At 43.4% G+C, this 14,472-nt stretch carries 15 protein-coding genes; 11 read left to right on the top strand and 4 right to left on the bottom strand.

Annotated elements, in window-relative coordinates:
- Nucleotides 1–119: 119 nt before the first annotated feature.
- Nucleotides 120–1,622, bottom strand: a complete 1,503-nt coding sequence (locus E2L07_RS02530; protein ID WP_134228599.1) for a transposase — start codon at nucleotides 1,620–1,622, stop codon at nucleotides 120–122.
- A gap of 258 nt (nucleotides 1,623–1,880) precedes the next feature.
- Here E2L07_RS02530 and E2L07_RS02525 point away from each other — a divergent pair, with 258 nt between their 5' ends.
- The 4 genes from E2L07_RS02525 (at nucleotide 1,881) to E2L07_RS02510 (ending at nucleotide 4,556) form a co-directional block, all read left to right on the top strand.
- Nucleotides 1,881–2,198, top strand: coding sequence for a hypothetical protein (locus tag E2L07_RS02525; protein WP_010898442.1), 318 nt, complete (start codon nucleotides 1,881–1,883; stop codon nucleotides 2,196–2,198).
- Between the two features lie 59 nt (nucleotides 2,199–2,257).
- Complete coding sequence (gene nadE, locus E2L07_RS02520) at nucleotides 2,258–3,076, top strand: ammonia-dependent NAD(+) synthetase (RefSeq protein WP_010898441.1); 819 nt, start codon at nucleotides 2,258–2,260, stop codon at nucleotides 3,074–3,076.
- A gap of 113 nt (nucleotides 3,077–3,189) precedes the next feature.
- Nucleotides 3,190–3,672, top strand: a complete 483-nt coding sequence (locus E2L07_RS02515) for a DUF4352 domain-containing protein (RefSeq protein ID WP_134228766.1) — start codon at nucleotides 3,190–3,192, stop codon at nucleotides 3,670–3,672.
- An 11-nt stretch (nucleotides 3,673–3,683) separates the two neighbouring features.
- Nucleotides 3,684–4,556, top strand: a complete 873-nt coding sequence (locus E2L07_RS02510) for a PHP domain-containing protein (protein ID WP_053431021.1) — start codon at nucleotides 3,684–3,686, stop codon at nucleotides 4,554–4,556.
- Between the two features lie 152 nt (nucleotides 4,557–4,708).
- On the opposite strand, the gene E2L07_RS02505 is transcribed toward E2L07_RS02510, so the two are convergent.
- The gene (locus E2L07_RS02505; RefSeq protein ID WP_134228765.1) at nucleotides 4,709–5,383 is read right to left on the bottom strand and encodes a reverse transcriptase-like protein; all 675 of its coding nucleotides are present in this window, start codon (nucleotides 5,381–5,383) and stop codon (nucleotides 4,709–4,711) included.
- 121 nt (nucleotides 5,384–5,504) lie between these two features.
- On the opposite strand from E2L07_RS02505, the gene metA reads away from it, so the two are divergent.
- The 7 genes from metA (at nucleotide 5,505) to E2L07_RS02470 (ending at nucleotide 13,581) form a co-directional block, all read left to right on the top strand.
- Nucleotides 5,505–6,416 (top strand): homoserine O-acetyltransferase MetA, encoded by a 912-nt coding sequence (gene metA / locus E2L07_RS02500; protein WP_134228764.1) that lies wholly within the window; start codon nucleotides 5,505–5,507, stop codon nucleotides 6,414–6,416.
- Between the two features lie 149 nt (nucleotides 6,417–6,565).
- The gene (locus E2L07_RS02495; RefSeq protein ID WP_134228763.1) at nucleotides 6,566–7,423 is read left to right on the top strand and encodes an alpha/beta fold hydrolase; all 858 of its coding nucleotides are present in this window, start codon (nucleotides 6,566–6,568) and stop codon (nucleotides 7,421–7,423) included.
- Between the two features lie 26 nt (nucleotides 7,424–7,449).
- Entirely contained in the window at nucleotides 7,450–8,082 is a 633-nt protein-coding gene (locus tag E2L07_RS02490) for a flavin reductase family protein (protein ID WP_134228762.1), read from the top strand.
- A 174-nt stretch (nucleotides 8,083–8,256) separates the two neighbouring features.
- Complete coding sequence (locus tag E2L07_RS02485) at nucleotides 8,257–9,474, top strand: EAL domain-containing protein (RefSeq protein WP_134228761.1); 1,218 nt, start codon at nucleotides 8,257–8,259, stop codon at nucleotides 9,472–9,474.
- Between the two features lie 38 nt (nucleotides 9,475–9,512).
- Complete coding sequence (locus tag E2L07_RS02480) at nucleotides 9,513–10,691, top strand: MFS transporter (protein ID WP_134228760.1); 1,179 nt, start codon at nucleotides 9,513–9,515, stop codon at nucleotides 10,689–10,691.
- Between the two features lie 480 nt (nucleotides 10,692–11,171).
- The gene (locus E2L07_RS02475) at nucleotides 11,172–13,187 is read left to right on the top strand and encodes a methyl-accepting chemotaxis protein (RefSeq protein ID WP_134228759.1); all 2,016 of its coding nucleotides are present in this window, start codon (nucleotides 11,172–11,174) and stop codon (nucleotides 13,185–13,187) included.
- 85 nt (nucleotides 13,188–13,272) lie between these two features.
- The gene (locus E2L07_RS02470) at nucleotides 13,273–13,581 is read left to right on the top strand and encodes an iron-sulfur cluster biosynthesis family protein (RefSeq protein WP_243854887.1); all 309 of its coding nucleotides are present in this window, start codon (nucleotides 13,273–13,275) and stop codon (nucleotides 13,579–13,581) included.
- Between the two features lie 8 nt (nucleotides 13,582–13,589).
- On the opposite strand, the gene E2L07_RS02465 is transcribed toward E2L07_RS02470, so the two are convergent.
- Nucleotides 13,590–13,919 (bottom strand): YppG family protein, encoded by a 330-nt coding sequence (locus tag E2L07_RS02465; protein ID WP_010898429.1) that lies wholly within the window; start codon nucleotides 13,917–13,919, stop codon nucleotides 13,590–13,592.
- A gap of 23 nt (nucleotides 13,920–13,942) precedes the next feature.
- Nucleotides 13,943–14,377 carry an Hsp20/alpha crystallin family protein gene (locus tag E2L07_RS02460; RefSeq protein WP_010898428.1) on the bottom strand — a complete coding sequence of 145 codons (435 nt, stop codon included), beginning with the start codon at nucleotides 14,375–14,377 and terminating at the stop codon, nucleotides 13,943–13,945.
- Nucleotides 14,378–14,472: the final 95 nt, after the last annotated feature.

Here is a 14,472-nt window from a genome sequence, read left to right as displayed (position 1 = left end):
AAATGAACCAAAATTACTGGAAATTGGATTGGAATGGCCTGCACACTCATTATTTTCATTGTATTTTCAAAAATGTGCATGACAAAGAAACCTATTGCCATTATTTTTTTAAAAATTGACTAGGCGGCTTTAGGAAAGATGATTTCTTCAATATTTAACTGCTCTTTCTGACTGCTGTACCAAGCATCGATGTGCTGACACATCATTATGGCGTATAGGCGAATGTACCACATTTTTGTTGACCGGTGGCGTCCAGATTCCAAGTGATAATCTATTTTTTCTCTTTTATTAGAACGTTCAACAGAGGTTCTTCGTTTGTATATAAGTTTCCACTTTTCAGAGGACCTTGGTGTTTTGGTAAATAATCGTAGATTATCCTCTCTGAATGTATGGAATGTCCGACCATATTTTGCTTTTGAACACGGTGATGAGCATGTATTTTTGGTACCGCAAGCAAGTGGACAACGCCATTTTTGCCGATTTTGAGATTTGTCAAACCCGTTGGGCTTCATCTCCTTCCCAATCGGACAGATTGGAACACCTGTTGGAGATATTTGAATATCACTTTCTGTACTAAAGTTCTTCTTTGTTCGAACATTTAAATCGATGAAGGGTTCCACATTTTGATGTTCAAGTAGCTCATAAATGGCCTCAGCATCGTGCGCTGCATCAAGAAGAATTTTATCAATCGTGCCCAAGGTGTACCGTTGCGAAAATTCAATTGAACTAACCACTAGGCTGACTGAATCATGCCGGGAAGCAGGATGCAGCCGTGGATATAGCGGTAAGTCGTATTGGCTATCGCTAGTGGATATCATGTAGAGATGATATCCGTTGAAGTACTTTTCCTTAGAACTATCCCAGCCTGAGTCGATGTCGGGTTGTGAATACTGGCGTGGGTGAGTACAGTTCGTTAGTCCTTGGGCACTACAATTACAGGTTGATTTACTTCTCGGGTACCTAGCTGTTTCAATTGGTGTCCCATCTCCAACTACACCTAGAGCTTCGGGATCCCCAAGAAGACCAAGTTTCGTAGAAACCGCTAAAAATTGGGATTGAAAAAACTCAAATAATCGGTCTCCTGGCAGTTGTTTTTGTTTGGAACCATAACGCATTGCCCGATCAACGAGTTTACGAACAATTCCGGGATTCTTAGGTTCAGCTTTTTCACCCTTTTTAGGCTTCTTTTTCTTTTTTGACTTTTTCTTTTTAGGTTTGACCTTCGGCATAACATTCGGGCTTTCGAAGGCCCATAAACGTTTGAAAAAGTCTTCAAATGTTCCAACACCTGGTGTGTCACCGGGTTCAAAACCGCTAAGAATTGCATACAACGGAACGCGACGAAGTTGATCAACCCAATGAGTAATACCTTTTGTAGGTTGAACAAATAATGAAAGCAGATAAGAACGCATCATAGAAGCAGGGTCACGAGGCTTTGGTCCCTTTTTGGAATAGGAATCACCAAGCCATGTAGTTACCGAAGAGAGATCAGTTATCCAAAGCTTTTTAATTACTGGCCAATCCTTATTAACAAGGGTAAGAATGCCGCCAGAATAATGGGCATTTAACTGATTTAGAACGAAGTTTTGATAAGTTTCGTGTGCAATAAACGTTGGTTTCATTTTGGCACCTCAATCACAAGTAGTAAGGGAAAATAATCCCTTCACCGGCGATTATTGTGGTGTTTTTGAAAAGTCAAGTGTTTCTTGTCGAATTCGAGAAAATATTTTGATAATTAATTTCCAGTTTTAAAAAATGAACATTAAAAAATCCCACCTAAAATAGGAGGGATGAAATAAATTGGTTTGAGGAAAATCCTTGAACCACAAAGCTCGGCGAATGCCGAGAGTCTATATAATAGAAAGGAGGAGCGGGAGAAGATGGCATTTGGAATTAATCGACGACAATTACTGGAATGGAAGAAAAAAGCGAGCCGAGGGGAAATTGCGTTTTTAACCCACTACTGGTTAGATTCCCGCTTTCCTGAATGCCATACCGTAACAAAGGTAGCGTGTCGTGATCTCAAAAAGCTGACATGCTGGGGACAGCAGTATGGACTGAAACAAGAATGGATCCATCATCGGGTCGATTTCCCGCACTTTGATTTACTAGGGAAACGGCAAGTGGACATTTTGCTACAGGAAGGTTTGGAAGATCATCTGACAAAGTTTTCGCTTAAACCGAAGGATTCTGATTGAATCAAAACCGCGGCTCATTTACGATAAGAATGGACAGATTGTTTGTGTAGGAGGTTATTATGCAACAGCAAATAATAAAGGAACTTCACGTTTCCCAGATGGTAGAACCGAAGGAAGAAATCCGAAAGCGGGTTACGTTCCTCAAAAACTATTTAAAACATAGTGGTGCAAAAGGATATGTTCTCGGACTGTCTGGTGGGCAAGATTCAACGCTTGCAGGAAAGTTAGCACAGATGGCGATCGATGAATTAAATGAAGAGGAGCAGGACACTTCATATGTTTTCATTGCCGTTCGCCTTCCGTACGGTGTGCAAAAGGATGAGGCCGATGCACAGGATGCGATTGCCTTCATCAAGCCAAGCCGCTCGATCACTGTCAACATTAAAGACGCCGTTGACGCTTCAACTAAGTCGTTTGAACAAGCGACAGGAGAAGTGCTAAGCGATTTTAATAAAGGCAATACGAAGGCGAGAGAGCGAATGAAAGCTCAATATGATGTAGGTGCTCATTACGGCTGCCTCGTGATCGGGACCGATCATGCGGCCGAAGCGATTACTGGATTTTTTACAAAGCATGGAGATGGTGCTTGCGACGTAGCTCCTTTGTTCGGTTTAACGAAACGTCAAGGGAAATCTCTACTAAAAGAACTAGGTGCCCCGACCCATTTGTATACAAAGGCCCCGACCGCTGATTTAGAAGATGATCGTCCTGGTTTACCTGACGAGGAAGCGCTCGGACTCACATATGAGCAACTAGACGATTATTTAGAAGGAAAACAAGTACATGATGCCATTCGCAAAAAAATTGAGTCAAGATATTTGGCGACTGAACATAAGCGGCAGTTACCTGTTACGATTTTTGATTCGTGGTGGAAATAGGGAAATCGGTATGATTCTCACAGCTCGCTCATAACGTTATACTAGTGCTTGTTCGATCCTGTTTGTAAACAGGTTGAAACAATGACAGATAGAAGCGTTAAGGAGTGGACGATATGAAAGGAAAGCTTGCCATTTTAGCGATTCTATTTGCTGTTCTAGTAGGCGTGATTGCTTTTACACGTTCCGATAAACCGATAGAGGTTCAAGGATCAGACAGTGCTTTGGCTTCAGCCAGTTCTTCGCATGTGGAGGAAGTAAACGATCTAAAAATCTCGTTAAATGAAGCGAGAGTGGAAGACCTAGCAGATGAAGAGGATATGCAGCTAGTGATCATTGATCTAACCGTTGAAAATACGAGCAACGAAGTAAAAGAATTCGCTTTGTATAAATTTACGCTCGTAGATTCCGAAGGGTATGCTCATCCTCATGCGTCAAATGTTGAAACAAAGGGTATCCTAGGTGGACAGCTTCATCCTGATCGAAAGAATCGTGGCGAAATTGCCTTTAAAGTACCTGTGGACACGAGCTATGAGCTTATTTACACAGATCATCTTCGCACGGGACAAGTATCATGGGAGATTACGATTGATTCATAAGGAGATGGAAGATGAGCCTTTCCAGAAACAGCGACCTGCACATGCATTCGACCGCCTCCGACGGGGGATATTCCCCTACGAAATTAATGGAGAAATGCCATCAAGCGAACCTCAAATTTGTTGCGCTAACCGATCACGACACAGTCAATGGGATTGAAGAAGCCAAGCAGACAGCTCACAGGCTTGGCTTAACCTTGATTCCCGGAATTGAACTATCAACGAAGTCGTCGGGTCAGAGTGTTCACATGCTAGGTTATGGGATCGATTGGAAAAACGATACGTTAAAGCGAAGGCTGGATCGGCAGCAGGACATTCGAAAACAACGATTAGAACAGATCTTACTGAAGCTAAAAGCGGCCGGCGTCCCCCTTGAACAAGACGCCGTCCTTCGTTACGCGGATGGAGGGGCGATCGGTCGCCCACATGTGGCTAAAGCGTTGATGGACAAAGGCTATGTCCGTTCAGTTCAGGAGGCGTTCGAGCACTATTTAGCAGAGGGACGACCTTGCTATGTTAAAAGGCAAGAATACATTTCCGTCGAACAGGCGATTGCATGGATCCACCAAGCAGGTGGTGTGGCCATAGTAGCTCATCCTGGCTATTACGATTTGGATGATCAGTTGATCGGCTGGGTGAGAGAGTATGGATTAGACGGAATCGAAGTGTATCACAGGGATCATTCTCGCGAAGTAGTCGCACACTATGAACAGCTATGTAAGAGGATGGAAGCGGAAACGGGGAGAAGGCTGCTACGTACAGGAGGTTCGGATTTCCATCATGAATCATATGGCCGGACGGCAGCCCCTCTTGGAACGACGAGAATACCTGATCAATTGACCTATGAACTTTTGCACGATTTGGAACGTAAAAAGACGAGGGCGTAATCGCTCCTCGTCTTTTGTCACTTAAAGTCAATTAACTATAAAGGGCAAAAGGATAAGAAACACTGGCTTTCGCTATAGGATGATTTGGCGGAAAGCGCAGTTTTTCCTATTCGATTAAATAGGCAACGAAATTTCTAATCGATAAAAGGTCATCATTTATAATGCTGGCCTTCTTTTTGCGCATGGCTATTCACCATAGTCCCTTCTAACGCTTGCGTCGCCAATCGATCGGCCTCTTGATTATTCTCCCTTGAAATGAGCTCGTAGCGAACATTCAAATGGAGGGATGAAATGATTTGCTCCATCCGGTCAAGCCATGTATGATAATGCATTTCATACACAGGCCATTCCTCAGATGCTTGTTTTTGCACGACTAATGAATCAAGGTAGATGGTGACATCCTCGTGACGAACGTCTAACGCTTGAAGGCGCTGGAAGAGAGCAAGAAGTGCAGCGTACTCTGCTTCATTGTTGTCTTGGATCTGCTGTAGCACTTGATTTTCCCGGATCCGAAATTCTTTTCCATTTTGTGCATAATAAATGACAATCCCAATGCCGGCCAAGCCGGTCTCACGATCATAACCACCATCACAGTAACAACGAATGTTATGAGCGGTGGTCGACTTTTCTTCTGTTAAACGGAGTAGCTCTTTCTTTGACCAGGTCACCCCTTTATGATCTCGGAACGTTAACGATTTTACTCGCCCCGTTCGCTCCAGATCGTCAGCGACTTGGAGTGCTTCTGTAAGGCTCATGTCCCCGCTTGTAAATGGATGGGTGATTGAACGATTCGGGTGTTTATAGATCCATTCGATTTGCACTTTCATGAAAATACCTCCGTTTGATCATTGCGAATTTTCTTATTTCGTGGTAATTTTATTAGTTAAAAGGGAAGGGTACTATATATACATACAAAAAAAGATAAACGTAAAGGAGTAGGAGAACATCATGCCAATTAAAATCCCAGACAACCTTCCAGCGAAAGAAATTTTAACAAAAGAAAACATCTTCGTGATGGCTGAAAGTCGTGCGTATTCACAAGATATCAGGCCGCTGAAGATCGTCATTTTAAATTTAATGCCGATTAAACAAACAACGGAAACACAACTGCTGCGTCTTTTAGGAAATACACCATTGCAAGTGGAAGTTTCATTTATGTATACAGATACCCATATTTCCAAAAATACATCCTATGATCATTTGCAAACTTTTTATCAGACGATTGACGAGGTCAAACAGAAGAAGTTTGATGGAATGATCATAACGGGTGCTCCAATTGAAACACTCCCATATGATGAAGTGGATTACTGGAATGAATTAAAGCAAATCATGGAATGGAGCAAGACGAATGTCACGTCAACGCTTCACATTTGTTGGGGTGCACAGGCTGGCCTCTTCTATCATTATGGCGTTGAAAAGGTTCCATTACCAGAAAAACAATTTGGGGTATATCCACATAAAATAAATGTACCGAACGTGAAATTGTTAAGAGGATTTGACGATGAATTTTACGTTCCCCATTCTCGGCATACCGATATTAACAAAGCGCAGATCGAAGCCCATCCCGACCTTGAAATTTTAAGCGAATCAGAGCAGGCAGGCGTATATATTGTGGCTTCGAAGGATGGAAAACAGATCTTTGTCACAGGTCATTCGGAATATGATGCCTGTACGTTGCAGCAAGAGTATGAGCGAGATCGGGCGCGTGGGTTGAACATTCAAGTGCCGGAAAACTATTTTCCAAATGACGATGCCACTAAAAAGCCATTACTGCGCTGGAGAGCCCATTCATACTTGCTGTTTTCCAATTGGCTAAACTACTACGTATATCAAGAAACCCCTTACGATTTATCCAGATGACGAGCGGAATCTCCCGTTCGTTTTTTTAAATGCGCTCTCTTCCATAATTTGAAAAAAGATGCTATTTTCATGAATGGAATTTTTCAGAACGTAGACATTAAGAATACAGGATAGGATGCAGGATCGTTCGATTGTAAAGGAGAAGGCAAATGGGCAGACGCGGACTAATGACGGAAACAACCTATTACGTGAACGGGACGGAAGTCTATGTAGCAGAAATTCCATCAAATCAATCGACAGAAACCTTTTTTTTGATTCACGGTTTTGTCTCTTCTACTTACAGTTATCGAAAGCTTATGCCGTTATTAGCGAAACGGGGAAGGGTAATCTCTGTTGATTTACCTGGCTTTGGACGTAGTGGGAAAGGGCGCACGTTTACCTACTCATTTCAATGCTATGCAGAGCTTATGGTGGCTCTAATGAGAAAGCTCAATGTTTCGAAGGTGACGTTTGTTGGTCATTCGATGGGAGGACAGGTGGCTCTTTATGTGACGAAATGGAAGCCCCATCTAGTGAAGCGGCTCGTTTTGTTATCAAGTTCAGGGTATTTGCAGCGAGTGAAGCGCCCATTTTATTTTTTGTCTTATATCCCATTCTTACGTCAAATGGTCAAATGGTACGTCCAAAGGCAAGATGTAACGAAAGCATTGCAGCAAGTCGTTTATAATAAGGGGATTGTGAACAATGAAGCGGTGGAAATGTACCGGTTGCCGTTAGCTGATGAGACGTTTTATGATGCGCTCCTCTGTTTAATGCGCCAACGGGAAGGTGATTTGCCAAAGGAAGAGTTACGTAAAATTCATCATCCCGTTCTACTGTTATGGGGAGAGCAAGATCGCGTCATACCTGTAAAAATTGGTCAGCGGTTAGCAAGTGATTTGCCAAACGCATCGTTGATCGTCTATAAAAACACAGGTCACCTTTTACCCGAGGAACGACCGAAAGAGATCATGAAGGCGATCGATCGATTTATTCGCAAACGTCGCCAGTTTTCTTTTTTCTCATGATTTGATAGCATGAAAGCGAGGTGATGTTGATGAAGTTAAATCCTGATTCGTTAAGCAGAAAAGAAAATTATCGGTTGCTCATTGGTGCTGTTCTACCCCGGCCGATTGCGTTCGTGACGACGAAAAGTAAAGCGGGAGTCGTAAACGCTGCGCCATTTAGCTTTTATAATGTATTGACCGCCGAACCGCCCCTCATTGGCATTTCAGTCGGTCGTAAGCCAGATGGGACACCAAAAGACACAGCGCGAAATGGCCAAGAAATAGGTGAATTTGTCGTGCATGTCGTCGATGAACAGAACGTTGAAGCGGTGAATGTGAGTTCGATTCCTCTTCCTCCGGAGGAAAGCGAGGTTGAATATGCAGGATTAACAGAAGTCCCTAGTGAGGTCGTGAGCGTCCCCTCTTTAGCAGAGAGTCGTATTCGTCTCGAATGTAAAGTGGAGAGTGTTATCCCGATCGGCGGGAAAGGCGGCGAACCTGCTGCTGATTTTTTGATTGGTCGGGTCGTCCATTATGAAGTAGCAGATGACCTATTTCAAGACGGTGGAATTGATACAGAAGCGTTACGGCCTGTTAGCCGGTTGGCAGGAAATGAATACGGTAAATATGGTGAGACATTTTCACTTGATCGTCCGACCATTTCACAGAATCGAGAGTAAGGCCGCCAAGGTCGCTTGTTTCGTTTTCTTAAGTTCTTAAAGGTGCTATGCTATAATAAATAAGAATGGAATATGAGCGCTGATTGCTAGGTCATCATGTCAAACACTAGTAGAAACAACTGTGTTTCCTAGCGTTTGATTTTTGTTTCGTTTTCGCAGGAGGTGTATGCATCGATGGACCCGTTAGACGTGTTTATGAACAAATCGAAAGTGTTGCCTTACTATCAACCAATCGTAAGTGCAGATAACCAAATGGTTGTCGCTTATGATGTGTTGGCCCGTTATGAGGGAAGTGAGGGAGAGGAAAGCCTTGGCTGGTTTTTTCATGACGCTTCCATCCCAGACGAGTATAGGCTAGAGCTAGAAGATCATGTACAGACGCTAGCCTTGGAGCATTATTTAGCTGGTGATGATCATCTCATTCTTTGTTTGAAATATAATGGAGTGCTGCTGGCTAAAACAAACGGGGAAAACGTATTAAAAAGACTCGAATTTTATCAAGAGCAAGGCCTAGATTTGACGAAAGTGATCATCGGAATTAAAGAAGAGCAACTCGACGGCCACCTAGACGATTTAAAACATGTGTTTATGTATTTTCAAAGCTTAGGAATTCGAATGAGTATCGATGATGTCGGTTTGTCTGAAACGAACTTAGATCGGCTCGCTCTATTAAAACCGAATATCGTAAAGGTTAACTTAGAACGGTTTCATGAAGAGGCTTTTTCGCAAATGTATCAGGAAGTGCATCATTCATTATCCATGCTTACGCGAAAAATTGGAGCCACTTTGCTGTTTGAGGGAATCTCGCAGTTTAATCAACTAAACTATGCGTGGCGTAACGGTGGGCGTTACTATCAAGGCTTGTATTTAGCGCCACCAAGAGAGACATTCGTCGACCGAGAGCTGTGCAAAGAGAAACTACAAAAGGACTTTCATCATTTCATTGTTTACGAGCGAAAAAAAATGGAGGCCCAGCTTCAGTTAACGGAGAAAGCGAATCAACAGTTAAGGATAACGTTAAAACGAATTGAACATATGACCTCGTATGATGAGATGGTGCTGGCGATTGCTCAAGATTGTGATGAGTTTGCCTTTCGAGTGTACATTACGGATGGAGATGGATTCCAGCAATCCTCCAATGCCGAAAAAGATGAAAACGGTGAATGGAAGCTACGGGGGGAAGGTCGGTATAAAAACTGGAGCTGGCGTCCCTATTTTCTGGAGAACATCGTAAGGATGAACTATGAAAAGAGAGGCATTTTGTCCGATCTTTATACGGATATTCAACGGGATGAACGAATTCGTACGTATGCATACCCAATCAAAGACAATCTCTATGTGTATTTAGATATTCCATACCAATATTTGTTTGAACAAGATGGCTTGATTTAAAAAGCGAGATCGGCTATCAGTAGAAAAGAGGAGAAATTATGATACGTGTTCAGTCGGTCTATCGGCTTATGGCCTATTTATTTTTTGCTTATTCGTCGATGACCATTGTCACGAGCTACTTACCCGTTTATTTTTCAGCTGTCGGACTTACGGCAGGGGAAATTGGAGTGCTTATGGCGGTGGGGCCTTTCGCTATGATCTTAGCCCAGCCGACGTGGGGCTTTTTAAGCGATAAATATAAATCGATCAAACGAATGCTTCAAATTGCCCTAATTGGGATGATCGTGGCCGTTTTTGCTTTTATGGGTGCTGCCAGCTTTGCTGGTTATTTTATTATGATGTTTGTTCTGTTTTTGTTTTTGTCGCCAACGACGGCACTAGGTGATAGTCTTGCGCAAAAAACAGCGATCAACAGGCGTCTCTCTTTTGGAAAAATTCGCATGTGGGGCTCGCTCGGGTTTGGTTTTACGTCCCTCGCTGTAGGCTATATTTTAGCTGCCATCGGGGTGACATATATTATGGTGCCATTGCTTGTCGTCACGGTTATCTCGCTATGGTTATCGTTTGGCTTGGAGGATTTTTCAGATACAACAAAGCCAGTCACCTTATTAAGTGCTTTGAAACTTGCGATTGATCCGAAAATTTTCTTTTTCTTAGTATGTATCGTGTTTATTACGGTTACCCACCGGACCAATGATATCTTTCTCAGCATCTATATTGTCGAATTAGGCGGGCCTGAATCATACATAGGCTGGGCATGGTTTATCGGGGTTGCTACCGAAGCGGCTGTTCTTGCCACGAGTACTTTATGGTTTCGAAAATTTTCCCCGATCGGATTTGTCATTTTTGCAGCTGTTTTCTACGGAGTCCGTTGGTGGCTCGTGAGCATGGTCGCTGTACCGTGGCTGCTTTTGCCGTTACAAACGTTACATGGCATGACCTTTGGGGTGTTTTACGTGGCGGCCTTTGCCTTTGTAAGCCATTTGATTCCGAAGCATTTACAAGCGACAGGGCATGTGCTGTTTATCTCGACAACCTTTGGGCTCTCTGGAATTTTTGGCTCGTTATTCGGCGGTTGGATGATTCAAGCATTCAGTATCCCGACACTCTATTCCTATCTTGCCCTTTCAGCTTTCATTGGAGCGTTAGGTATGACCGTCTATCATTTCGTCTACAAAAAATCGTTCCATCCCCTCCCTGCCATAGCTGAAAAATAGCAGTCCTTCGCTTTGAAGTGGCTGCTTTTTTCTTATCGTTGCGTGCGGTATACTCATGTATAGATGGCTAATTTTTTTCTGAAAATTCAGTCAAATAAAGAGGAGGATTATTATTAACATGCGATCATCGTCGATTCTCTCATGCAGACCGCCATTTCGTTCAAATGATAACAGGAAGGCATCGCCTCTGTGAGACAGGAGCTGCGTACAGTAGGTATCAATCAGACTCATCGGTAGAGGAGCGGAGCCAGTTGCAACAGGTGAATGTAACGCTTGAAATTTACTAGAAAATGGATAAAGCAGTCATGAAAGCCTTTGCTTAACAAAAGAAATCTTTTGATTTCAGAGAAATTTCAAACAATGATAGAAATTTCATAGGTAATTAGGTACAATATGACGGTGGAGGACCAATTGTCCTAGGTAGGATGATTGTGTCTTTGACGATCAAGAAAAATGACAACTTAGAGAGGAGATTACCTTTTGTTTAAGCAATCGATTCAAAAGAAACTAACAGTCTTATTTTCAATGACGCTACTAATGGTCCTAATGGCGGTGTCACTTATTACGTACATGCAAATGTCACGCTCCATTGAGAGGCAAGTAGAAAATGAAGCGGTAACCGTCTTACAGGAGGTGAGCCGGTATACGGAACGATACATACAAGAGCATGTTCATCAATTGCAATTGCTTGCAAATGATCCGCGTACATTAACCTATGTGAATGAGCAAATCGACGCTGGTTCATCAGACGTAAGTGGAGAGGTACTTGGTCAATTAGCCGGATACGGACAACTACATCCGAACATTCAGTTGAGTTATGTAGCAACAGAAGGGCGAACAATTGAGACCGTTCCTACTGTTGATTTGCCGGATGATTTTGATCCGACGACTCGTCCGTGGTATGAACTGGCGATGGCGTCCCCTACGGAGGTTGTTTGGACTAGTCCGTATGTGAGCATAGAGGACGGAGAAATCGTCATGACTGTCGCGAAGGCGATTTTGGATGAACGTGGACAGGCTCAAGGGGTTGCTGGGATTGATATGACATTAAATGATTTTTCTGATATTCTCGGAAGTATCGAGATGAATTACGATGGAACGATCTTCCTTTTTGATCGTGAAGGTACTGCAATTGTTCATCCGACGCTACTTGGAGAAACAGTGACTGAGGATGAGCTGTATGGGCAAGTGATACAGGCAACCTCAGATTCGGAAAATGGACGAACAGATGGTGAATCAACGATTTTATTTTTCCAAACCGTACCGTTAACCGGTTGGATCGTTGGAATGGAATTTGAGCGGGATAACATGCTAAAAGATGTAAATACCGTGCGAAATGGGATTATCCTTGTGTCCGTTATTGCTTTAATCGTCGGAATGATGATTGTCATATTGGTAGCTCGTTCGATTACAAAGCCAATTAGCCGGCTAGGAACACACGTCGGAACGGTGGCGTCCGGTGACCTTACCGTTGACGTAAGAGCTGCAGGAAACGATGAAGTAGGGCAATTAACAGAAAGTTTTAAAGAAATGCTCGTACAATTAAGAGGGATCATTACGACTGTCAAAGGCTCTACCGCCCACGTCCAAGAAGCAGCTGATCATCTGACGGCCATTTCGGAAGAGACAATTGCCTCAAGCGAAGAAATTGCTTTGGCTGTCCGCGATGTGGCCATAGGTTCAACAACGCAGGTGGAGCATTTGGATGAAGCTAAGCGTCAAATTGACCAATTGGCACGGCAAATGGAGCAAATGAGCTTATCCATGACAGAGGTCGGCAGCCTTTCCAATGAAACACGTTTGGCTGGACAATCAGGCTCAGAGAAAGTTCAGCATCTAAAAACGAAGACATTGGAAGCGAACACAGTGTTTGATCAGATGGAAGACGGATTGCTTAAATTATCCGATCATATTATGGAAATCAACGAAGTGATCCACACGATCAACCATTTGTCGGAGCAAACGAATCTCCTTGCTTTAAACGCAAGTATTGAGGCGGCGCGAGCAGGGGAGCACGGCAAGGGGTTTGCAGTCGTAGCGAATGAGGTTCGCCGACTTGCAGAACAATCGTCACATGAAACCGTTCGTGTAGGTGATACGATCACGGGAATCGTCAATCGCTCGAAGCAGGTCATCGTGGACATGAAGCAAGCGCGAAGCATTCTTTCTGAACAGTCGGATTCAGTCGATGAAACAGAGAATACGTTCCTTCACATGGCAAGCCTCATTAAGCAAATGAACGAAACACTTGCTAGTGTCCAAGAGGATTTCGGTACACTTGCTGAGCAAAACAGCCAGTTTGTCAAACGTATCGAGGCAGTAGTGGAAGTGGCAGAGCAAGCCGCGGCGACATCCGAGGAAGTAAACGCGTCAACAGACGAGCAGGTTACAGCCCTTCAGCGGATTACAGAAGCAGCCGAACAGCTTCAAGAAGCAAGCCATGAATTGAACCAATCCGTACGCCAATTTCAAACGGAGTCTGAATCCAACTCTTAAGTTCGTTCGCACTTGTCTATGATGAGCAGAAAAAGAGTCTCTAGGACTCCTTTTCTGCTACATAACGATGAATGGAGGATGCTTTGTGAAAATCATAGTAACAGAATCTGCAAAAAGCCAGCTGGATAAGCTGGAGCTTGGCGATCGTGCAATTCGAATTGTGGCAAGAGATACGTACGAATGCAGCACGATGATTGAGTTTTATTTAGCGTACGATCACGTAAATCAAGACGACCACGTCCAGTCGTTTCATGAAATGACGTGGATATATGATGAGAAGGCAGCCGAAGAGATTGGCGAGGAAGTCAAAGTAGATTTTGTTCCTTCTCAAGGATTCAAGCTGATCAATCGAAATCAAACATTAGCCTACGGACAATCGATTCGCACGATGTAAAGGCTGGTTTATTTAATAAAGATCGAACCGACAGACTTCACAAGGGGTGTCACTTGATTAACAGTTTTCACCACTTGGTCCACGGTTTGAAACGTTTTATTAATGTCAAAGGTGCCATCCTGATTCGTAAAAGCCGCTTTCCATGGGGAAGCTTTAGGCTTTTGCTGAGAAAAGTAATTTGGGTAAAAAGGCGGTGGGAAGCTAGGGCCTGTGCTCGTATACATTTGTCCCCATCCAGAGCTAGTTGGTTGGGGATGATTTGGCCAAGTCGAATGCTGAAAAGGCTGTTGGTAATAGGCACCTTGAGACCATGTTTGACGAGGATGCAGGTTGTACATGTCAACGCCTCCTTTCGCTCCAATTATTCAATGTTGATACGTTTCCGATGGTTCGGAATCGCGATCGTCAATAAGCCGTTTCGTAATCTCGCTTTGATATCACCTTCTTGCACGGGGTATGGGAAAGGAATCACTCGTTCTCTCGCTTGACTTGAGATGGATTTTGAGTAGATTCCTTTTTCATCTTCCCGCATTTCAAGTACTTCTTCTTCATGAATGCGAATACGTACATATTGGGGGAAAACGTCTAGCTGAATTTGGTTTTTGGATACGCCTGGAAGTTCGGCTTCAATGATAAACTGCTCTCCTTTCTCGTATTGGCGAATCGGAATGGAAGGAGCGAACATCCCATTATCATGGAGATGTTGAAACGATTTAGAAAAAAAATCATCGATGGAACGTAAAAAATCTTGATATACGTTAGGGAGCTTGCTTTTACCGCTCTCCTCGCGACTCATATGAATAGCCTCCTTTACCTATGTTCGTTACTCTATATATATGGTTCAATGTCGGTGAAAGTGAAAGCACATTCGAGAGAAAGGAGAGGAAATGG

It is taken from the genome of Halalkalibacterium halodurans (genome assembly GCF_004376175.1).
GTDB lineage: Bacteria > Bacillota > Bacilli > Bacillales > Bacillaceae_D > Halalkalibacterium > Halalkalibacterium halodurans.
The sequence above is the reverse complement of the archived record's forward strand: the minus strand, read 5'-3'. Positions and strand labels throughout refer to the sequence as shown.

Excerpts from the sequence above, each read along its gene's own strand:
- nadE (WP_010898441.1), top strand. The coding sequence starts at position 2,258 with ATGCAACAGCAAATAATAAAGGAACTTCACGTTTCCCAGATGGTAGAA.
- E2L07_RS02515 (WP_134228766.1), top strand. The coding sequence starts at position 3,190 with ATGAAAGGAAAGCTTGCCATTTTAGCGATTCTATTTGCTGTTCTAGTA.
- E2L07_RS02485 (WP_134228761.1), top strand. The coding sequence starts at position 8,257 with ATGGACCCGTTAGACGTGTTTATGAACAAATCGAAAGTGTTGCCTTAC.
- E2L07_RS02495 (WP_134228763.1), top strand. The coding sequence starts at position 6,566 with ATGGGCAGACGCGGACTAATGACGGAAACAACCTATTACGTGAACGGG.
- E2L07_RS02530 (WP_134228599.1), bottom strand. The coding sequence starts at position 1,622 with ATGAAACCAACGTTTATTGCACACGAAACTTATCAAAACTTCGTTCTA.
- E2L07_RS02510 (WP_053431021.1), top strand. The coding sequence starts at position 3,684 with ATGAGCCTTTCCAGAAACAGCGACCTGCACATGCATTCGACCGCCTCC.
- E2L07_RS02460 (WP_010898428.1), bottom strand. The coding sequence starts at position 14,377 with ATGAGTCGCGAGGAGAGCGGTAAAAGCAAGCTCCCTAACGTATATCAA.
- E2L07_RS02525 (WP_010898442.1), top strand. The coding sequence starts at position 1,881 with ATGGCATTTGGAATTAATCGACGACAATTACTGGAATGGAAGAAAAAA.
- E2L07_RS02480 (WP_134228760.1), top strand. The coding sequence starts at position 9,513 with ATGATACGTGTTCAGTCGGTCTATCGGCTTATGGCCTATTTATTTTTT.
- metA (WP_134228764.1), top strand. The coding sequence starts at position 5,505 with ATGCCAATTAAAATCCCAGACAACCTTCCAGCGAAAGAAATTTTAACA.
- E2L07_RS02465 (WP_010898429.1), bottom strand. The coding sequence starts at position 13,919 with ATGTACAACCTGCATCCTCGTCAAACATGGTCTCAAGGTGCCTATTAC.
- E2L07_RS02505 (WP_134228765.1), bottom strand. The coding sequence starts at position 5,383 with ATGAAAGTGCAAATCGAATGGATCTATAAACACCCGAATCGTTCAATC.